Here is an 18935-nt window from a genome sequence, read left to right as displayed (position 1 = left end):
GGGTGATGAGGTTATGCAAAAAATGCAAGCGCGTGCATCAGACCAACGCCGCCTATCGCAGCAGCCGGGTATCCAGGCCAAACCGTTCCTGAGAGATCATCTGGAACTGCCCTTCTGCCAGCTCGCAGCTCACCAGTAGGTTCCACGAATGCCGAGTTGCCACCGAGGGGATCAGCACAAACGGATGCTCGGCCAGTAAATCGTCGGCAAACCGCTGTTGATTGGGCGACGGCCACGTGGGACTCAACCAATAAGGATTCGGCACCTCTTCGGGCTGAACGACTTTGACCTGTGCATCGCTGATGACCTCAAAGCACGTCAGTACATAAGGTTCTGTGTCCAGTACAGCAAAACTGCGATTGGCTGCCACCTCCAGAATGGCAGAGGACGGGTCGACCGATGCATAAACGACTCGTCGGCCGGGTGTATTCCATCGACCTCCCTTCAGTTTTGAACCCATCCCGCTGTCCCACTTGGATCCGTAGACCTCCCGGTCCAGCCGCCACGCATACCAATGCCCGTCCCAAGGCAAAGGATTCATGGGTAACCTCCGTACATGATCTGACACAAGTATTGCTCGACCATCTGGAAACCCAGTGGATGTCGGGTCAATTCCAACGGCACATGGCCGTTAAGGTAAGGGGTGGGCTTCTGCATCCATACCTCCGCCTGTAACAGCCCTCCGAACGCCCGAGTGGCCATCTCCAACACCACCGCATATTGGTAGGCGACGACACTCTGCTGCGCGTCAAGCCGTACCGGTTTGCTTTCCTGCATGAGCCGGCGCACGGTTCTTACCGACTTGCCGGTTATGCGTCTGACCATGTCTTCGCGCAGGTACAGCTCGGAAGTTGAAAGCATGTTGACGACATCGCTTAGCTCAAAGCCTTCGTCGGTCAGGCGGATGATCAGCATGGCATCGTCACCGATGTTCTGGCCGTTCACGAGCAGGTCGACAGGTTTGCCCTCAACCTTCTTCAGCCCCGTCAGCCGGGGCGCTTTGAGTGTGGGCATCGCGACATCCTCCATGGGGCATCTGGCGCGATCGTCGATCCAGAATTTGCGCAGGGAATAAGCAGGCTTTTCATGCTCAAGGTGTGGGGTTCGCATCTTTCATCCTTTTTCTGGGCTCCGAGCGTCCAAGCTGCTCAGCGACTTCAATGTCATGACTGATCCTATAGACCGCGCTTCCGACGACCAACCTGAAATAGTCGTCGGAAATATCCCCCACATTGCACAAACCGCTCCCGTTTCCGTAGGACGTCAACGACGTACTTTCACCTTTTAACTGCCGAAGTGATAACTCACATCCAGCCACCACTGGCGCCCGTAAGGGTCGTAATTGCCGGTCGGGTAATAGGGCCAGCCCGCCGAATCATCATGTTTGACTTGATTGAGCACGTTGTTGACCGTCAGGCCGACACTCGCCCGATCATTCAATTTGTAGCGCGCACTGGCGTTGAACACTGTCCATGGCGACAGACGCCCGTCACCGGCGCCATTGGTCACCGACCCATAACGAATGCCCATCAGCGTCGCCGTGGCCTTTTGATAGTCCCAGGTCAGGCTGGCGTTGACCTTGCTGCGCCAGTCGTAATTGGTGCGCGAGGTGCGCCAGTCCTGGGCCGGCGCCTCGTCCGACTCCTTGTAGTAGTGGGACAACACCAGGGTGTAACCCAGCGCCGAACTGAACGCGCCGTACTGCCCCGCGCCCCAGCGAATGTTGCTCTTGAAGTCCAGGCCGCTGACCCGTTCGCTGGCAGCGTTGATTGCGTTGACCCGCACACGCTGTAACTGATTGGGGTCGATGGCCGCATTGCCGGCATTACGGTCGACACGCGCCAGGGTCGATTGGCAATTGGCCGAGTTGATGTCCTGTGTGCCATTGCGGCATTCATTCTCCTGTTGCAACAGACGGTTTTCGTCAACGGTGGTCAGCAGGTCATCGATCTCGACGCGCCAGAAGTCGGTGGAAAAATCGAAATTGCGCGACGGCGACCAGACAAAACCGTAGGTCCACGATTTGCCCCGTTCGGACTCCAGATCCGTTGTGCCGCTTTGCGTGTAATCGACCCGCCCGCGATCACAGGCGCCCTCCACGCCTTGGCTGCAACCGTAGTAGTCGACCTGTGCCGGGTAGTAGCCGTTACTGTCGGACTGGTAGATGTAATTGAGGTCCGGGGCGCGAAAACTGGTGCCGTAGCTGCCGCGCAATAACAGGCTGGTGACAGGCCGCCATTCCAGCCCCAGGTTGTAGGTTTTCTGTTGTTCGGTGCGGCCGCTGAATTTGTATTGATCCCAACGCCCCGCCGCTGTCGCCAGCACGGTGTCGGTGACCGGAATGCTGAACTCGCCGCCCGCCGCATAACGCTTGCGCGAGCCACCGGAGCTTTGCGCCGGACTCACGCCGTAAAAGGTGCCGTCGTTGAGGCCGTCATCCGGGTCGACGCGGTATTCCTGTTTCCCGGCCTCCAGCACACCGGCGAATCCAACGGGGCCGGCCGGCAGATCAAACAGATCGCCGTTCACCGAAGCGTTGTAGCTGGTCGACACCGATTTGCTGCTCTGGGTCAGGTTGCCGCGAAACTGCTGCCACTCCTCGGGCGTCAGTGGCCGATCGAGGCGCGAAGCGTCCGGGGCAAACACTGGATAGCCACCGCTGACACCCAACTGCGGGCCCAGGTAGAACCCCTGAATCGATGACAGCGGCGAGTAACGGGTGGTTCTGACGCTGCGATATTCCGAGCGATTGGCCGCCAGATCATAGTTCCAGCCTGTGTCGGCAATCTTGTCCGAGAGACCGAGAGTGCCGGTCCACGAGGTGTCGCGCCACTTGCTGTTATTGCTGGTGCGTCCGCCGATTTCCTCCTCGCCGAAGCGGCGATACCAGCGCTCCAGGTTGCCGCTGTTCTGGTTGATGAAATCCGGCGAGGTGAAGGTCGGGCCACGGGTGTTGTTCTGAATGTGGTCGAGGCCATACATCAAATCGGCGAATACCTGGCCGCTGTCGCTGAAGTGCCAGGTGCCGCGCGTGTAACCGTCGTAGTTTTCCTTTTGGGTTTGCACGGTCCAGTAATCGTTGTACGTCTGATCGGTGCGACAGCGGCCGGCGCTGTTGTACAGCTTGTTGTCGAACGTACCTTGATAGGCGCCGCATCCCGGGCCCTGATAACGGTTGTTGGTCAGGTCGCGGCGATAACCGACGTCTGCCAACGGCGCGCCGCTTTGCATGAAACCGCGGTCATCGGCCCAGATCGGATCGCGGTTGGTCAGCTCCAGCCCGAACAAGCCGTCGAAGTCGCCCCAACTGCCGCCGCCACTGATCTGCAAGCGCTGGTTGTCGCCGCCACCGCGCTCGCTGGTACCGCCCTTGAGGTTGACGTCAACGCCATTGATCTTGTCCTTGAGGATGATGTTGACCACGCCGGCAATCGCGTCCGAACCATAAATGGCCGACGCGCCGCTGCTGAGGATTTCGATGCGTTCGATGACCGCCGAGGGAATGTTCGCCAGGTTGGTGAAGTTGACCTTGCCGTCGTAAGGGGTCGGGTAATCCGCCACGCGGCGACCGTTGATCAGCACCAGCGTGTGGTTGGGGCCGAGACCGCGCAGGTTCAATGCGCTGGCCGCTGGCTGCCAGGTATTGCCGTAATCTTCGCCTTGGGTCATCCCGGTGTTTTGCGTTTGGGTGGCCAGGGCGTCGTAGACGTTCTTGTAGCCGCGCGCTTCCATTTCTTCATGGGTGATGACGTTGACCGGCGTGGCGCCATCGCTCTGCGCACGGGCAATCCGCGAGCCGGTCACGGTGACTTTTTCCATGCGGTAATCGGCGTCGGTGACCGGTGCCACCGGGGTGACTTTCGCTGGCACAGGCGAGGCCTTGTCGGCTGCGCGAACACTCAAACCCTGAGCGCTTTGTTCGACCTGCAAGCCGCTGCCGAGCAAAGCTTTCTCCACCGCCTGGCGGCCACCCAAGGCGCCGCGTACCGCACCACTGCGCTTGCCTTGCACAAGGTTCTGACTGAACGAGATCGGCACGCCGGTCTGCCGCGAGATGTCCAGCAGCACTTCATCGAGCGGGCCACTGGCGACGTCGAAAGTGAACACGGCAGCGGCAGGCTCTTGCGCAAAAACCGGCAATGGGCTGAAGCCCATCGTCAATGCGGCGGCGAGGGTCAGTCGAGGTAATTGTTGTTTGAGTAAGAACATCGAGGGGCTTCCCTGTTGAAGGCGTCTGCAGGGAATGAGCAGCGGACCGGCGCTTTTTATAGGGCGGCGATTAGGCCAAGCAGTCATATCCCTATAACCGGAATTCCTCCCGGTAGGAGCTGCCGCAGGCTGCGATCTCTTGATGTTGTTTTTTAAAATCAAAGGATCGCAGCCTGCGGCAGCGCCTACCGGGGCTTACAGGTTCAGCTCGGGCGAGGTTCGATACTGATCCAGTAGGGGTTGTGCCAAAGAATGCGGATCGGTAACGAACGCTCCAGTAACTGCAACGTGCGGTCACTGTCGTCGAGTGGATAGAGGCCGCTCAAGCGCAAATCAGCCACTTCAGGGCTGACATGCACAATGCCCCGCCGGTAACGACGCAGGCTGTCAATCACCTCACTGAGCGGCCGATCGCGAACCTCCAGCCGACCTTGCGTCCAGGCACTTTCGTGACCGTTGCTGCGTTGCAATGACAGGATGCCGAGATCGTTGAACAGCAGACTCTCGCCCGCCTCGACCACTTGCCGCGCACCGCTGGCGGTGACCACTTCAACCTGCGAATGCAACATCACCAATCGTGTGAGCTCGTCACTCTGCTGCACGAGGAATTTCGTCCCGAGCGCGCGCATTCGACCGTGTTCGGTCTCGACGACGAAGGGCCGTGACGGATCCTTCGCGACATCCACCCACAACTCGCCACTGCGCAAGGCCAGCAACCGCTGAGTGTGATCGAACAGCGGCACTACCCGACTGCGCGCATTGAGGGTCAACGCACTGCCATCCTCCAGGGTGAAATCACGCCGCTCGCCCATACCGGTCGCCAACTCTCCCGCCTCGGGCAGCCAGCCATAACGGCGCCCGAGCAGCCCGCCCAGCAGCGCCACGCCCAGCACACTCAAACTGCCGCTGATAAACCTGCGACGACTTGAAGGGGCGTTGAGGCTGTGCAGCAGGCTATTGCGTGGCACGCCGCGCAAATTCGGATTACGCAGCAAATTCAGGCCGCCGCCCATTTGCTCGATGATCTGCTGATGGCGTGGATCGGCCACACGCCAAGCCTCGAAAGCCGCACGCTCAGCGAGGCTGATGTCGTCCGATTGCAACAGCGCCATCCATTGCGCGGCTTCATCGATCACCGCTTCGTCCGGCCTCATGCCTGCATCGCCTGATAGCAGCGTTTGAACGCCTCAACCATGTATTGCTGCACGCGACTGGTGGAGACGCCGAGGCGTTGGCCAATCTCGCTGTAAGTCAAACCGTCGAGTTGATGGTAGAGAAACGCCGCTTTGGCTTTGGCTGACAGGCCATTGAGCAGCCGATCGACCGCCAGCAACGCTTCGATGACCAGTGCGCGTTCTTCCGGTGACGGATGCACCGGCTCCGGCGCCAGCGCCAGGCTTTCAAGATAGGCGCGCTCAAGGTCCTGGCGGCGCCAGCCTTCGTACACCAGTCGCCGGGCGATGGTGGTCAACAGCGCCCGTGGCTCGCGAATCGCCGTCGGGTCCGGCAGCGCCAACACCCGCAGAAAGGTTTCCGATGCAATGTCCTGCGCACTGTGCGGGCAGCCCAGCGTGCGGCCAACGGCAGCGCACAGCCAGCGATAGTCCTTTTGGAACATCTGCCCGATGATCTGGTAATGCGGGTTGTGTCCACCCATGCCTTGCTCCCTCAAACGGGTCCCACCCGCTGCGAAAAACCATCGTTCTGCCGGGATCGTCCGGCTCTGATCAGGCGCGACTGTGCAATAGCGATGCACACATTTGAAGTAATAAAAAAACATCACAAGCAAACTTTTAAGAATAAAGCGCTTCGTCGCCGCATAAACATTGGCTGACAGAACCTTGACCCGGATCACTGCCTCACGCTGAGCAGTGATTAATCTCCCCTCTCCATCGAAGGCCAGGGAAGGCTCACCGGGAGCCTGCGGCTGATCTCAATCAAGGAAGAACCCTCATGCGTCCCCTCAACATCATTCTGCTGGCGTCAGCCTTCAACGGCCTGACTCAACGTGCCTGGCTGGAATTGCGCCAGGCCGGGCATTCGCCCAGCGTCGTGCTGTTTACCGATGAACACTCGGTGTGCGAACAGATCGAAAACAGCGCCGCGGATCTGGTGATCTGCCCGTTTCTCAAGGATCGCGTACCGCAAGCGCTGTGGCGCAATACGCAGCGGCCAGTGGTGATCATCCATCCCGGCATCGTCGGCGATCGTGGCGCCAGTGCGCTGGACTGGGCGATCACCAACGAACTGCCAAGCTGGGGCGTGACCGCACTGCAGGCAGTGGAAGAAATGGATGCCGGACCGGTGTGGGCGACGTGCGAATTCAACCTGCCGGCGGGCCTGCGCAAGTCCGAGCTGTACAACGGCCGGGTCAGTGATGCGGCGATGCTGTGCATTCGCGAGGTGCTGGAAAAATTCGTCGACGGCTTTGCCCCAGTGCCGTTGGATTACAGCAATCCCGCTGTACGCGGGCGTTTGCAGCCGAACATGAAACAGGTCGATCGCAGCTTCACCTGGCACGATTGCGCGCGCTTCATCAAACGTTGCATTGATGCGGCGGACGGCCAACCCGGCGTGCTGGCGAGTCTGGCCGGTGGTCAGTACTACGTGTACGACGCGCACCTGGATTCGCGCACCGGCATGCCCGGCGAAATCATCGCGGTGCATGACGATGCGGTGCTGGTGGCGACCGGAGATCACAGCGTGTGGATCGGTTCCCTGCGGCGCAAACCGCAGCCGGGTGAGGAAACCTTCAAGCAACCGGCGCGGCACGTGCTGGCCGGGCAACTGGCGGAGGTGCCACACCTGGATTGGTCAATCGTCAGTCAGCCGTTCAGCGACGAGGCCTATCAGCCGATCAGCTATCGGGAGTCCGGGCATGTCGGTGAGCTGACCTTCGAGTTCTACAACGGCGCAATGAGCACCGAGCAATGCCAGCGCATGGTCGACGCACTGCGCTGGGCCAAGGCGCGAGACACCCGGGTGCTGTTGATCAAGGGCGGCCGCGGCAGTTTTTCCAATGGTGTGCATCTGAACGTGATTCAGGCCGCGCAGGATCCTGGCGCTGAGGCCTGGGCGAATATTCAGGCGATCGACGATGTCTGTGCAGAGTTGCTCAGCGCGAGGCAACTGGTGGTCAGCGGCGTGACCGGCAATGCCGGGGCCGGTGGGGTGATGCTCGCGCTGGCGGCCGACATCGTGTTTGCGCGCGCCGATATCGTGCTCAATCCGCACTACAAGAGCATGGGCCTGTATGGCTCGGAATACTGGACTTACAGCTTGCCTCGCGCGGTAGGCCCGGCCATGGCTGAGCAATTGACCCAGGCGTGTTTGCCGGTCAGCGCCAGCCAGGCGCTGCAACTGGGCATGGTCCAGGAAATCGGTCCACGCTGCCCCGACGAGTTTTCCTTGTGGCTGCTGCAACGAGCCAATGGCGTGTTGAACGATCCGACGTATGCCGCCGTGCGTGAACGCAAATCGCGGGTTGATCACGCGCTGATCCAGCAATGCCGCGAAACCGAGCTGCAAGAGATGCAGGAAGACATGCTCCACAACCGACATCAGTTCGCCGAGAAGTGCAGCCACTTCGTCTACAAACGCAAGGTTTGTGGCACTCCGGCGCGATTGATCGAGGATTGGGCACGGGTACAGGAAATCGAACTGACCGACTGATCTTCGGCGTTTACGATGCCCCTATCGCGAGCAGGCTCACGCCTACAAGGTATTCCTGCTCGCGATGAACGATGACGCGGTATCCGGCGGGCACTTACAATGCGCTCACCTCAAACACCGGCCCGCCCATGGACATCGACCTCGCCCGTACCTTTCTGGAAATTGTCCGCCACGGCAGTCTCGCCGCTGCCGCGCAAAAGCTGTTCGTCACACAAACGGCCATCACCGCCCGGGTGCAAAAACTCGAAAGCCAATTGGGCAGCACGCTGTTCGTGCGCAACCGCGCCGGGGCGAAGCTGACGCCCAATGGCGAAGCCTTCGTGGTCTATGCCAATCAACTGGTGCAGACCTGGGAGGCCGCGCGCCGCGACCTGCCGTTGCCCGAGGGTTATCACAACGTGCTGCACATCGGTGGCGAAGTCAGCCTGTGCAATCCGCTGATGCTCAGTTGGGCCGCCGAACTGCGCGAAAAAATCCCCGGTCATGCGCTGCGTATGGAAATCCGCGATGGCGAAAATCTGCTGCGCCAATTGGAACTGGGTGTACTCGATGCAGCGCTGGTCTACCAGCCGGAATACTGGCCGGGTTTGCAGGTCGAGCAAGTGCTGGAAGAAAAACTGATTCTGGTGCGTACGCCTGACCGTCCGGATCCCTACGTCTACATCGACTGGGGCCCGGACTTCCGTCGCCAACACGATGCCGCCCTGCCGGAAAAAGCCAAAGCCGCGCTGAGCTTCAACCTCGGCCCGCTGGCCCTGCAATACATCCTGGAAAACGGTGGCAGCGGCTACTTCCGCACCCGCGTCGTTCGCACCTACCTTGAAACCGGCGCACTGGAACCGGTGACCAAAGCTCCGGAATTCAGCTATCCGACCTATCTGGTCTATTCGCGTGATCGCGACTCGGCGACCCTGCAACATGCCTTCAACCTGCTGCGCGAAGTGATCCATACCGATGACGACTGGTCGCAACGCTGGAATCCGCTGAGCTGAAGCTGCCGGTTTACACCGGAGCATGGCGCATGTGACCTCAAGGTCGCGCCTGCACAAATCGCCGGATCGGCTAATCTGCCGGGTAGCACAACCATACCCACAGGTGAACGCAGTGAGGCAGACCACCGAGGCATTTCGCAGCCGCTACCGTGCGGCCATCCATCCGCTGTACAACCCGTGGCTGCATGGCGCGTTCGTGCTGCTGTTCGGCGTGCTGGCCATGGGTGCATTCTGGAGCAGCGTGCAACAGGTGCGACCGCTGGAGTGGTTGACGGTGCCGTTGACCCTGCTGCTCTTCAACTTCGGCGTGTACATGGTCCATCGCCATCTCGGCCACCACAAAAAAACCTTCGCGAAAATGTTCTACGCCCGCCACGCGGGTGATCATCACAGCTTCTTCACCCCCGGCCACATGACCTTCGACAGCGCCCGCGACTGGCGAGTGATTCTGTTCCCGGCGTGGCTGATCGTGATTCATACGCTGGTCATCACCCTGCCCTTGTGGTGGTTGTTCGAGCAGCTGAACAGCAACGTTGCCGGGCTGTTCGGCGGCTGCATGGTGCTCGGTTATCTGGCATACGAAGTGTTTCATGCCTTTGAGCATTTGCCCCCGAGCAATCCATTGACGCGCCTGCCGTGGATTCGCCAGATGCGCCGACTGCACGAATTGCATCACCGTCGCGAGCGTATGCAAGAGCGCAACTTCAACATCGTTTTGCCACTGATGGATTACCTGTTCGGCACCCTCTACTGGGAGCCGGAAGCCGACCCTTTGCGCTATTCGAGAATGCCCATGACCCGTATGCAGCACCACATCGACATCCCTGGCGAGCCGATTGCCGTACTCGCCTACGCCGCCAGTGTCAGCCGCTGGCCGGAATGGCACCCGTCCTCACTGAAGATCGACGGCGCGCAAGGTCCACTGCATGCCGGCTCACGCTTCGAAGAAGAGATTCATGCCGGCGGTCGTCAGGGACACTTGCGCTGGGAGGTCACCGAATACTTGCCAGGCCGGCGCTGGTGCGCGCGGGCACAAGGCGACCATGGCCTGTCGCTGCTGCTGACGTATGAATGCTCGGGCGACACGCTCGGCACGCGATTTGTCCGCACCCTCGACTATCACTTCGAGGGCTTGGGCATGCGCATTGCCAATCAGTTATTGCTCAAGCGACGGATTGATCGCGAATCGGCCGCTTCAATGCTGGCGCTGCGCGACAGGGCAGCGCAATCCATTGCATCAGCGAGGGCCAGCGCATGAAGCTGCGGCGTCTGTTGCTGCTGCTGATCATCCTCGTCATCGCTTTTTTACTGCTGATGCCCACCAGGGTCGAGCCGGTGGCCTGGAAACCGCAGGCAGCACCATCGCTTGAGAGCGGCACCTACGCCGAGAACCAGAAGCTCAAAGGCGCGGTACGAGTCGGACCGAACGACATCGAAGGTCCGGAGGCGCTGCTACTGGAAGGCGACTTTCTGATCACCGGGCTGCATGACGGTCGACTGCTGCGCACCAGCCTCGACGGCAAAGAACGCCAGGTACTTGCCGACACGGGCGGACGGCCGCTGGGCTTGGCCCGTCACCCGAACGGTTTGCTGGTGATCGCCGACGGAGTCAAGGGTTTGCTCTCGCTCGACGCGCAAGGACGCCTGATCCCTCTGACCAATGCAGCCAATGGCCTGGCCTTCGGTTTCACCGATGACGTGGCCATCGACGAATCCGGGCATTACGCTTATTTCAGCGACGCCACCAGTCGCTGGGGTTACGGCCACGACGGCGAGGCGATTATCGAACACGGCGGCGACGGGCGTTTGCTGCGCTATGACTTCCAGACCGGCAAGACCAGCGTATTGCTCGACAAACTGGAGTTCGCCAATGGTGTGACTCTGGGCCCGGACGACGCTTATGTACTGGTCAACGAAACCGGCGCCTACCGCATCAGTCGTTATTGGCTGACCGGGCCCAAGGCTGGAACCCATGACCTGTTTATCGACAACCTGCCGGGGCTGCCGGACAACCTCGCGTTCAATGGCAGCAACCGGGTCTGGGTCGCGCTGTACGCGCCGCGCAATGCGTTACTCGATGGCACGGCCGGACACCCGTTCGTGCGCAAGATGATCGCCCGGGCGCTGACTGTGCTGCCGAAACCGGTGGAGAAGCGCGGTTTTGTGCTGGGACTGGATCTGGACGGCAAGGTGATAGCGAACTTGCAGGGTGCCGGCAGCGGCAATTATTCGCCGATTACTACGGTGCGCGAGTATGGGCAGTGGTTGTATTTGGGGTCGTTGAAAGCGACGCACATGGCGCGACTGCCATTGGAGGCGGCGCTGAAGTGAACTAGATGGATTTGTGTTGAATTGACTGGCGCCTTCGCGGGCAAGCCTTGCTCCTACACTGGGGATTTGTGTTGAATTGACTGGCGCTTTCGCGGGCAAGCCTTGCTCCTACAGTGGGGATTTGTGTTGAATCGACTGGCGCCTTCGCGGGCAAGCCTTGCTCCTACAGTGGGGATTTGTGTTGAATTGACTGGCGCCTTCGCGGGCAAGCCTTGCTCCTACAGTGGGGATTTGTGTTGAATCGACTGGCGCCTTCGCGGGCAAGCCTTGCTCCTACAGTGGGGATTTGTGTTGAATTGACTGGCGCCTTCGCGGGCAAGCCTTGCTCCTACAGTGGGGATTTGTGCTGAATTGACTGGCGCCTTCGCGGGCAAGCCTTGCTCCCTACAGGGGAAATGCGATCCCTTGTAGGAGCTGAGCTTGCTCGCGAAAGCGGTCTGTCAGTTGCTGGATTTGTCGAATTTTTCCGGATCTTCGTCTTCCGGCAAATCCTCATCCGGCTCATCAGGATGGGTCGTGGTGCGCGCCGGGCTATTGGGTTCAGGATGCGTCGGAACCGGGTCAAAAGCGCCCTGCTCTTCGCTGGGGAATTTGGGATCGTTCATAAGGCACCTCGCAAAAAATCAGTGATTGCAGACTCTGAACATTGGAGGTGCCAGTGATTGACGTCGTTCCAGTCAATTCACCACCGAGCGTCGATGGTGCGACTGGCGGTCAGGATCGGGCCTGTAATTGCTCGACGATCTTGTCTTTGACTTGCAAGCGTTTCTCTTTGAGTTTTTTCAGCGTGTCGTCGCTGGGTGCATCCGAGGTCGCCGTCTCGGCCTTGACTACCTCGGCATCCGCTTGGGAATACTTGTTGATCAGTGCGTCCAGATGTGGATCCGCGGTGCGTTTTTGCTGGATCTCTTCCTTCGTCAGTTTCAAATCCTGTAACAAGTCATGGGTCACCGGCATGGAACACCTCCGTCAATTGATCGGCTGGTCAACGCGACCGATTGCGCTGGCCAGTGATCAGAATGGCCTTGGTCAGGTCATTCTGTCGACCACCTGTCAGACCAGCGGTGCCCGTTCGTCGCCCTGTCGCAAATGCGATAAAACCTTTGCTCGAAGCTTTCCCTCCACTGTGTAACACCGACAATAACCTGCGTGGAGATACACCAATGGACGGATTCAACCTGCGTCACCTTGTGCTGGCTGTCGCTTTGAGCACCGGCATGGGCAGCGCGTTCGCTGCCACTTCCAATACCTTCGTCGACAATGCCGCTGCGGGTGGCATCGCCGAAATCGAAACCAGTCGCCTGGCGCTGGAAAAGAGCTCATCGGCTGACATCAAAGAATTCGCCAACATGATGATCACCGATCACGGCAAGGCCAACGATGAGCTGGCGAGCATTGCCCAGTCCAACGACATCAAGGTTCCGGACACGACAACCCTGGTCAAGCAGGCCAAGGAAAAAATCCTCGACATGCGCGATGAGTCTTTCGATGCGGCCTACGCCAATAATCAGGTCAAGGCCCACGAAGAGACCATCGAGCTGTTCAAGAAAGAAGCCAACACCGTGACTGACGACAAGGTCAAAGGCGCCACCGAACTGAAAGCCTTTGCACAGAAAATGCTCCCGGCGCTGGAAAAACACCTCGCCGCTGCGAAAGAACTGCAAGCCAAACATCCAAGCAAATAACCGCCGTAAAAAATCAGGCCGCATCCCGTGGATGCGGCCTGTTCATGTCTGAAACGATTAACCGCCGTCAGTATCGATATCGGCATCCGTTTCCTCACCCGGCTTCGCACGATCTGGCTGCGGTTCGAAGCCCGGACTGAATTCATTATCGTTGTCCGTATTTTTGCTCTTCTGATCCACTGCAGGATCGGCACTTTGTGCCTGATCGCCCTCGCCTTGTTGCTGCGTGGGTGCGGGTTGCCCAGGGACTTGTGGGTCGATCGCCGGGTCATTACGATTGATCGGTTGCCCGGGTTGATTCTGTTGCTGCGTCGATTGCTCGTTCATAGCCACCTCATTCATCGAAGCCAGCCCGACGTAAACCCGCCGGGCCTTGAAGATTCGAAGCCTGCGGGTGGGCAATCGTTCAAAAGATCGCTGCAAACGGCCACGCCGACTAGAGTTACCGGGAAGTTCTTTGCGCCAAATCAAAAATATCCGCGTCGGAACGAACAACTATTTCAAACGGCAAATGTCACTGACAGCGCGCCGATCATTTTTTCTGAAATCGGCCCCCATTTCGCTACGGAGCAACAGGCACATGGCAGCACTGCAGAACAGCACACTCGATGCGATGAAGAACAAACAAAACCAACTGCTGGGCGAATGGATCAATGGCCTGGAAGCCAGCGGCGCCACCCGTAACCTGAAAGACCACGATGTGCGGCAGCAGACTGGCGAGTTCCTGCAACTGGTGGTCAGCGGTCTGGAGAATGACAACGGCAACAACATCAACGCACCGGGCTGGGAAAGCACCCGCCAGTTTCTTGAAAAACTCTCCCACAGCCGCGCCATGCTGGGTCAGGATTCGCAGCAGACCGCCAGCTTCATCTTCGCCCTTAAAGGCCCACTGTTCGCCCTGCTCCAGGCGCATTACCACGACCAACCGGCGCTGCTCGCCGAACAGCTCTGGGAAATCTCCGAACTGCTCGACGCCCTCGGCCTGCACACCATCCGTACCTTCCAGAAATCCCGCGAAGCGGTGATCAAGCGTCAACAGGAAGAGCTGCTGGAACTGTCGACACCAGTGGTCAAGCTGTGGGACGGCGTTCTGGCGCTGCCGATGATCGGTACGCTGGACTCGCAACGCACCCAAGTGGTGATGGAATCGCTGCTGCAACGCATCGTCGACACCGGTTCGGAAATCGCCATTATCGACATCACTGGCGTGCCCACCGTCGACACACTCGTCGCCCAGCACCTGCTGAAAACCGTCACGGCCATCCGCCTGATGGGCGCCGATTGCATCATCAGCGGCGTGCGCCCGCAGATCGCACAAACCATCGTCCACCTCGGGCTTGATCTGCAAGGCGTGGTGACCAAGGCCAATCTGGCCGACGCGCTGAAACTCGCGCTGACACGCCTGGGCATCAGCCTCGGCAAAGCGGTCTGAGCCGATGGAACGTATCCCGATTCTACAAATGGGCGACTTTCTGCTGGTGACCATTCAGGTCGACATGCATGACCAGCTCGCCCTGACCCTTCAGGATGATTTGTCCGAGCGCATCAGCAAAACCTCGGCGCGCGGGGTCTTGATCGACATCTCGGCGCTGGACATGGTCGACTCGTTCATCGGCCGGATGATCGGCACGATTTCCGGTCTGTCGAAAATCATGGATGCCGAAACCATGCTGGTCGGCATGCAACCGGCCGTGGCGATCACGCTGGTCGAGCTGGGCCTGACGTTGCCGGGCGTCAGCACGGCATTGAACGTCGAGCGCGGCATGAAACTGCTGCAGGAACGAGTACGCCAGCAATGAGCGTGCGCAGCAGCGGTACTCAAGCGATCAACATCGAACAGGACGTGGTGCTGGCGCGTCAGACCGCGCGCAAACTGTGTACCGAGTGCGGCATGCGCCTGATCGATCTGACCAAACTGGTGACCGCCGTCAGCGAGCTGGCGCGCAACACCATGGTTTACGGCGGTGGCGGTGACATGGACTGGCAGATCCTCGATGAAAACGGCCGGGTCGGGCTGCGCCTGACCTTCCGTGATGAAGGCCCCGGCATACCTGACATCAAACTGGCGATGACCGACGGTTGGACCTCCGGCAGTGGTATGGGCCTTGGCCTGACCGGCGCGAAACGGCTGGTCGACGAGTTCGAACTGGAAACCGAACCCGGCAAAGGCACTCGCATAACGATTACCCGATGGACATGAATATCAGCGGGTCATTGACCCAAGTACTGCTGATCGAAGACAGCAGCCAGATCGGCTATGCCCGACGCACCGCGCAACGCCTCGCCGAACAACATGGTTTTGGTGAAAGTGACGCCGGCCGCGTGGCATTGGTGGCCACGGAACTGGCGAGCAACGTGCTCAAGCATGCTGGCCGTGGCGAACTGCACCTGCGCCTGTTGCCGCGTCAGGGTGATGCCGGCATCGAGTTGCTGGCGGTCGATCGTGCGCAAGGTTTTGACCTTGATGCGTGCCTGACCGACGGTTTTTCCACCGGCGGCACGCAGGGCATCGGCCTCGGCGCCGTGGCACGCCAGGCCAACATCTTTGATGTGTATGCCGACCACCGCGGCGCCGTGCTGCTCGCCCGTCTGTATCCGCGCAACGACCGTCAGCCGGACCTGCCCTACGGCGTCAGTCAGCATTCACTGCACAACGATCCGGCCTGCGGTGACGTCTGGCATCTGGCCTACCATGGCGGCGACATCTGCGCGCTGATCATCGACGGGCTCGGACACGGTGAAGAAGCCGAGCGCGCTGCCCGGGCCGGCGAGCGCGCCTTTGCCGAGGCGCCGTTCAGCGCACCGGTGACACTGATGGAAGACATGCACCGCGATATGATCGGCAGTCGGGGCGGCGCCGTGGCGTTTGCGCAGTTTCACGCCGATCGCGCCAGCCTGACGTTTGCCGGTGTCGGCAACATCGGCGCCAGCCTGATCGCTGCCGACAAGTCCCGTGGTCTGGCCTCACATCCAGGGATCGTTGGCGGTCAATACCGAAAAGCCCAGCCCTTTGACTATGCTCACGTGAACGGACATCTATTGATCATGTACAGCGACGGCTTGCAGTCCCGTTGGAACCTTCAAGACTACCCCGGCCTGGTGCACCGCCATCCCGCCGTGATAGCCAGCGTCCTGAACCGCGATTTCTGTCGCGGGCGCGACGATGTAACGGTGCTGGTCGTTGCCCTGGAGGCCGCCCATGGCTGAGTCGCCCATCTTGAGCAATGCCGAACAGGCTGCGCTCATCGCGCAGTTGCGGAGCGAATCCGCCGCCCTGCGTGAAGAACTCGACGAGACCAATCAGGGCGTGCTGGCCTTGTACGCCGAACTTGACACCCAGGCAGAGGAATTGCGCCAGGCTTCTGATTTGAAAAGCCGCTTCCTCTCTTACATGAGCCATGAGTTCCGCACGCCGCTGGGTTCGATCCTGAGCATCAACAGCCTGCTTGCCGATGAACTCGACGGCCCGCTCAGCCCCGAGCAGCACAAGCAGGTGGCATTCGTCAGCACTGCCGCTCGCGAGCTGAGCGACATGGTCGATGACTTGCTCGACCTGGCGAAAATCGAGGCCGGACGCATCAGCATTTCCCCGGCATGGTTCGACATGTTCGACCTGTTCTCCGCCCTGCGCGGGATGTTCCGGCCGATCGTCGATGCGACGGCGGTCGATCTGATCTTCGAAGAACCGAACGGCCTGCCGCGTCTGTATACCGATGACAAAAAACTCGCACAGATCCTGCGCAACTTCATTTCCAACTCGCTGAAGTTCACCACCCGTGGCGAAGTGCGGGTTTCGGCGCGACTGGAAGGCGCCGACAAAGTGCGCTTTGCCGTCAGCGACACCGGAATCGGTATCGCTGCCGAGCTACATGGCGCATTGTTCGAAGACTTTTCCCAGGTCGACTCACCCTTGCAGAAACGCCTGCGTGGCACCGGCCTGGGTCTGTCGCTGTGTAAGCGCTTCGCAGCCCTGTTGGGCGGTGAGGTCGGGGTGGAAAGCGCGCCGGGGGTCGGTTCGACCTTTTTCGTGATCATTCCGCTGGCGATCGCTCTGGAGAACGTCGATGAAACGTGACATCCGCCTGTTGATCGTCGATGACAACGTCGCCACCCGCTACGCCCTGCGCCGGCGGCTGGAGCGTCACGGCTATGAAGTGCTGGAGGCTGGCACCGGCACTGAAGGGCTGGCGCTGATCGAAAGTGAGCCGCTGGATGCGCTTATCCTCGACGTCAACCTGCCGGACATGAGCGGGTTCGACATCGTGCGTATTCTGCGCGCCGACACGCGCACGGCGTTGCTGCCGGTGATCCATGTGTCTGCCGCGTCGATCCAGACCGGCGACATCATCACTGGCCTGGACGCGGGCGCCGATGCCTATCTGATTCATCCGGTTGATCCGGACGTGCTGCTGGCGACTCTGCGCACGTTGTTGCGCGTACGCGACACGGAAAACGCCTTGCGCGAGAGCGAGGCGCGCTTTCGCGAGATTTTCGTCAACGTTTCGGCACCTATCGCGGTGCTCGATGCGAATCTGAAGGTGCATGAGTGCAACCACGCTTTTGCCCAGCTGATACTCGATAATCGCAACCCGCAAACCCTGAATGAATGCTTTGCCGACGATCAAAGCGCAATCCTCAATGAGCTGCGCCTGCGACTGGTCGACGGCGAGCGCTGGAAAGGCACGCTGAACATGCGTGTCCAAGGGGAGATTCGCGAAACCGAGTGGCAGATTTCACCGTATCGCACGCCAGAGCTGAGCCTGGTGTTCGTCGAGGACGTTACCGAACACCGTCACCGCGAACGCTCGCACCTGGCGCGGCTGGACGACACCACCACGCAACTGGCCAAGGAAGTCGCCGAGCGCGTGCGGGCCGAGGCGCAGCTGCTGCAAGTGCAGAAAATGGATGCGCTGGGCAAACTCACCGGCGGCATCGCTCACGACTTCAACAATCTGCTGACGGGCATCATCACCAGCCTGGAGTTGATCCAGAAACGGATCGCCGACGCGCGTCTGGATAAAGTGCAGTTTTACACCGAAGCCGCGCTGAACTCGGCCATGAGTGCCGCGTCGCTTACCCACCGGCTGCTGGCCTTTGCCCGTCAGCAACCGCTGGACACGCGGCCGGTGGACATTAACGAGCAGGTGCGTTCGCTGGAGGAATTGCTGGTGCGCACCATCGGTGAGCGGATCAACCTCAAGCTTGAGTTGACCAACAAACCGGCGATCGCTCTGGTTGACCCGGTGCAACTGGAAAGCGCGGTGCTGAACCTGGTGATCAACGCCCGTGATGCCTTGCCGACGGGTGGCAACATCTGGGTCAACACCTACGCCGCTTACTCGCACGGAGATCCGAACCTGGCCGATGGTGCGTATGTCGCATTGTCGGTGCGCGATGACGGTACCGGGATCGAGCACAACGTGATCGATAAGGTGTTCGATCCGTTTTTCACCACCAAACCCCTGGGTCAGGGAACCGGATTGGGGCTGTCGACAATCTATGGTTTCGCCCGGCAATCGGGTGGCGATGCACACATTCGCAGCGTGGCTCGACGCGGCACGGAAGTGACGATCATGTTGCCGGCCACCAGCGATCCGACGGGGGCCGACATTCCTGCACCCGTCGTCAATCCCCAAGGCACCGGCGAACATGTGCTGATTGTCGAGGACATGCCGTCGGTGCGGATGTTTGTCACGGAAGTGCTGGAGGACGCTGGCTACCACTGTACCCAGGCGGCGGATATCGAAACGGCGCTGGAGCGATTGCAGAATGATCCGTCGATCAACCTACTGCTGACCGATGTGGGTTTGCCGCGCATGAGCGGACGTGAGTTGGCGGACGTTGCGCGGGGTTGGCGTGAGGCTCTGCCGATTCTGTTCATGACCGGCTATGCGGAAACGGCGATCAATCGTCAGGTATTTCTCGGCAGCGGCATGGACATGCTGGTCAAGCCGTTTCAAATCAGCGAACTGCTCGACAAGGTCCGCCGTACCCTCGACGGTAGTTAGAAGCAAAAAGATCGCAGCCTGCGGCAGCTCCTACGGTT

General features: G+C 60.0%; 19 protein-coding genes. 11 read left to right on the top strand and 8 right to left on the bottom strand.

Annotation, left to right across the window (positions count from 1 at the left end):
• Positions 1–52: 52 nt before the first annotated feature.
• From JFT81_RS00320 to JFT81_RS00300, 5 genes are all read right to left on the bottom strand, one after another.
• Positions 53–541 carry an RES domain-containing protein gene (locus tag JFT81_RS00320; protein WP_201203223.1) on the bottom strand — a complete coding sequence of 163 codons (489 nt, stop codon included), beginning with the start codon at positions 539–541 and terminating at the stop codon, positions 53–55.
• The gene (locus JFT81_RS00315) at positions 538–1014 is read right to left on the bottom strand and encodes an MbcA/ParS/Xre antitoxin family protein (RefSeq protein WP_201226639.1); all 477 of its coding nucleotides are present in this window, start codon (positions 1012–1014) and stop codon (positions 538–540) included. Before JFT81_RS00315 ends, JFT81_RS00320 begins: the two co-directional genes overlap by 4 nt.
• 270 nt (positions 1015–1284) lie before the next feature.
• Positions 1285–4209: a TonB-dependent receptor gene (locus tag JFT81_RS00310; RefSeq protein ID WP_201225375.1), complete on the bottom strand. Its 2925-nt coding sequence runs from the start codon at positions 4207–4209 to the stop codon at positions 1285–1287.
• Positions 4210–4412: 203 nt separating this feature from the next.
• A complete protein-coding gene (locus JFT81_RS00305; protein ID WP_201225373.1) occupies positions 4413–5363 on the bottom strand; it encodes a FecR family protein in 951 nt (316 codons plus the stop codon).
• Positions 5360–5866: a sigma-70 family RNA polymerase sigma factor gene (locus tag JFT81_RS00300; protein ID WP_201225371.1), complete on the bottom strand. Its 507-nt coding sequence runs from the start codon at positions 5864–5866 to the stop codon at positions 5360–5362. The genes JFT81_RS00305 and JFT81_RS00300 overlap by 4 nt, the downstream gene beginning before the upstream one ends.
• Positions 5867–6162: 296 nt before the next feature.
• On the opposite strand from JFT81_RS00300, the gene JFT81_RS00295 reads away from it, so the two are divergent.
• The 4 genes from JFT81_RS00295 (at position 6163) to JFT81_RS00280 (ending at position 11204) form a co-directional block, all read left to right on the top strand.
• A complete protein-coding gene (locus JFT81_RS00295; RefSeq protein WP_201225369.1) occupies positions 6163–7881 on the top strand; it encodes a hydrogenase maturation protein in 1719 nt (572 codons plus the stop codon).
• A 128-nt stretch (positions 7882–8009) separates the two neighbouring features.
• Complete coding sequence (locus tag JFT81_RS00290) at positions 8010–8873, top strand: LysR family transcriptional regulator (protein WP_201225367.1); 864 nt, start codon at positions 8010–8012, stop codon at positions 8871–8873.
• A 112-nt stretch (positions 8874–8985) separates the two neighbouring features.
• Positions 8986–10131 carry an SRPBCC family protein gene (locus JFT81_RS00285; RefSeq protein ID WP_201225365.1) on the top strand — a complete coding sequence of 382 codons (1146 nt, stop codon included), beginning with the start codon at positions 8986–8988 and terminating at the stop codon, positions 10129–10131.
• Positions 10128–11204, top strand: a complete 1077-nt coding sequence (locus JFT81_RS00280) for an SMP-30/gluconolactonase/LRE family protein (protein WP_201225363.1) — start codon at positions 10128–10130, stop codon at positions 11202–11204. The genes JFT81_RS00285 and JFT81_RS00280 overlap by 4 nt, the downstream gene beginning before the upstream one ends.
• A gap of 440 nt (positions 11205–11644) precedes the next feature.
• Here the strand turns inward: JFT81_RS00280 and JFT81_RS00275 are convergent, their stop codons facing one another.
• Together JFT81_RS00275 and JFT81_RS00270 are read right to left on the bottom strand one after the other, a co-directional pair.
• Positions 11645–11809 (bottom strand): hypothetical protein, encoded by a 165-nt coding sequence (locus tag JFT81_RS00275; RefSeq protein ID WP_201225361.1) that lies wholly within the window; start codon positions 11807–11809, stop codon positions 11645–11647.
• Between the two features lie 109 nt (positions 11810–11918).
• A complete protein-coding gene (locus JFT81_RS00270) occupies positions 11919–12161 on the bottom strand; it encodes a DUF465 domain-containing protein (RefSeq protein WP_077573170.1) in 243 nt (80 codons plus the stop codon).
• A gap of 206 nt (positions 12162–12367) precedes the next feature.
• Here JFT81_RS00270 and JFT81_RS00265 point away from each other — a divergent pair, with 206 nt between their 5' ends.
• The gene (locus JFT81_RS00265) at positions 12368–12889 is read left to right on the top strand and encodes a DUF4142 domain-containing protein (RefSeq protein ID WP_201225359.1); all 522 of its coding nucleotides are present in this window, start codon (positions 12368–12370) and stop codon (positions 12887–12889) included.
• Positions 12890–12946: 57 nt separating this feature from the next.
• Here JFT81_RS00265 and JFT81_RS00260 read toward each other — a convergent pair whose 3' ends face one another.
• On the bottom strand, positions 12947–13216 hold the full coding sequence (locus tag JFT81_RS00260) for a hypothetical protein (protein WP_201203209.1): 270 nt from the start codon (positions 13214–13216) through the stop codon (positions 12947–12949).
• Between the two features lie 253 nt (positions 13217–13469).
• Here JFT81_RS00260 and JFT81_RS00255 point away from each other — a divergent pair, with 253 nt between their 5' ends.
• From JFT81_RS00255 to JFT81_RS00230, 6 genes are read left to right on the top strand one after another with little or no spacing between them, the layout of a single operon-like run.
• On the top strand, positions 13470–14321 hold the full coding sequence (locus JFT81_RS00255; RefSeq protein WP_201203207.1) for an STAS domain-containing protein: 852 nt from the start codon (positions 13470–13472) through the stop codon (positions 14319–14321).
• A 4-nt stretch (positions 14322–14325) separates the two neighbouring features.
• A complete protein-coding gene (locus JFT81_RS00250) occupies positions 14326–14688 on the top strand; it encodes an STAS domain-containing protein (RefSeq protein WP_025112567.1) in 363 nt (120 codons plus the stop codon).
• Positions 14685–15089 carry an anti-sigma regulatory factor gene (locus tag JFT81_RS00245; protein WP_201203206.1) on the top strand — a complete coding sequence of 135 codons (405 nt, stop codon included), beginning with the start codon at positions 14685–14687 and terminating at the stop codon, positions 15087–15089. The genes JFT81_RS00250 and JFT81_RS00245 overlap by 4 nt, the downstream gene beginning before the upstream one ends.
• Positions 15086–16096: an ATP-binding protein gene (locus tag JFT81_RS00240; protein WP_201226638.1), complete on the top strand. Its 1011-nt coding sequence runs from the start codon at positions 15086–15088 to the stop codon at positions 16094–16096. The genes JFT81_RS00245 and JFT81_RS00240 overlap by 4 nt, the downstream gene beginning before the upstream one ends.
• The gene (locus JFT81_RS00235; protein ID WP_201225357.1) at positions 16089–16964 is read left to right on the top strand and encodes an ATP-binding protein; all 876 of its coding nucleotides are present in this window, start codon (positions 16089–16091) and stop codon (positions 16962–16964) included. Before JFT81_RS00240 ends, JFT81_RS00235 begins: the two co-directional genes overlap by 8 nt.
• Positions 16954–18897: a response regulator gene (locus JFT81_RS00230; protein WP_201225355.1), complete on the top strand. Its 1944-nt coding sequence runs from the start codon at positions 16954–16956 to the stop codon at positions 18895–18897. Before JFT81_RS00235 ends, JFT81_RS00230 begins: the two co-directional genes overlap by 11 nt.
• Positions 18898–18935: the final 38 nt, after the last annotated feature.

Source organism: Pseudomonas sp. TH43 (assembly GCF_016650635.1).
GTDB lineage: Bacteria > Pseudomonadota > Gammaproteobacteria > Pseudomonadales > Pseudomonadaceae > Aquipseudomonas.
This window is presented reverse-complemented; position numbering and strand designations above follow the sequence as displayed.

Bases quoted from the DNA above. Each gene is read 5' to 3' on its own strand.
- JFT81_RS00265 (WP_201225359.1), top strand. From the start codon at position 12,368: ATGGACGGATTCAACCTGCGTCACCTTGTGCTGGCTGTCGCTTTGAGC.
- JFT81_RS00320 (WP_201203223.1), bottom strand. From the start codon at position 541: ATGAATCCTTTGCCTTGGGACGGGCATTGGTATGCGTGGCGGCTGGAC.
- JFT81_RS00240 (WP_201226638.1), top strand. From the start codon at position 15,086: ATGAATATCAGCGGGTCATTGACCCAAGTACTGCTGATCGAAGACAGC.
- JFT81_RS00250 (WP_025112567.1), top strand. From the start codon at position 14,326: ATGGAACGTATCCCGATTCTACAAATGGGCGACTTTCTGCTGGTGACC.
- JFT81_RS00290 (WP_201225367.1), top strand. From the start codon at position 8,010: ATGGACATCGACCTCGCCCGTACCTTTCTGGAAATTGTCCGCCACGGC.
- JFT81_RS00245 (WP_201203206.1), top strand. From the start codon at position 14,685: ATGAGCGTGCGCAGCAGCGGTACTCAAGCGATCAACATCGAACAGGAC.
- JFT81_RS00235 (WP_201225357.1), top strand. From the start codon at position 16,089: ATGGCTGAGTCGCCCATCTTGAGCAATGCCGAACAGGCTGCGCTCATC.
- JFT81_RS00275 (WP_201225361.1), bottom strand. From the start codon at position 11,809: ATGAACGATCCCAAATTCCCCAGCGAAGAGCAGGGCGCTTTTGACCCG.
- JFT81_RS00295 (WP_201225369.1), top strand. From the start codon at position 6,163: ATGCGTCCCCTCAACATCATTCTGCTGGCGTCAGCCTTCAACGGCCTG.
- JFT81_RS00230 (WP_201225355.1), top strand. From the start codon at position 16,954: ATGAAACGTGACATCCGCCTGTTGATCGTCGATGACAACGTCGCCACC.
- JFT81_RS00310 (WP_201225375.1), bottom strand. From the start codon at position 4,209: ATGTTCTTACTCAAACAACAATTACCTCGACTGACCCTCGCCGCCGCA.
- JFT81_RS00280 (WP_201225363.1), top strand. From the start codon at position 10,128: ATGAAGCTGCGGCGTCTGTTGCTGCTGCTGATCATCCTCGTCATCGCT.
- JFT81_RS00270 (WP_077573170.1), bottom strand. From the start codon at position 12,161: ATGCCGGTGACCCATGACTTGTTACAGGATTTGAAACTGACGAAGGAA.
- JFT81_RS00300 (WP_201225371.1), bottom strand. From the start codon at position 5,866: ATGGGTGGACACAACCCGCATTACCAGATCATCGGGCAGATGTTCCAA.
- JFT81_RS00260 (WP_201203209.1), bottom strand. From the start codon at position 13,216: ATGAACGAGCAATCGACGCAGCAACAGAATCAACCCGGGCAACCGATC.
- JFT81_RS00255 (WP_201203207.1), top strand. From the start codon at position 13,470: ATGGCAGCACTGCAGAACAGCACACTCGATGCGATGAAGAACAAACAA.
- JFT81_RS00315 (WP_201226639.1), bottom strand. From the start codon at position 1,014: ATGCCCACACTCAAAGCGCCCCGGCTGACGGGGCTGAAGAAGGTTGAG.
- JFT81_RS00305 (WP_201225373.1), bottom strand. From the start codon at position 5,363: ATGAGGCCGGACGAAGCGGTGATCGATGAAGCCGCGCAATGGATGGCG.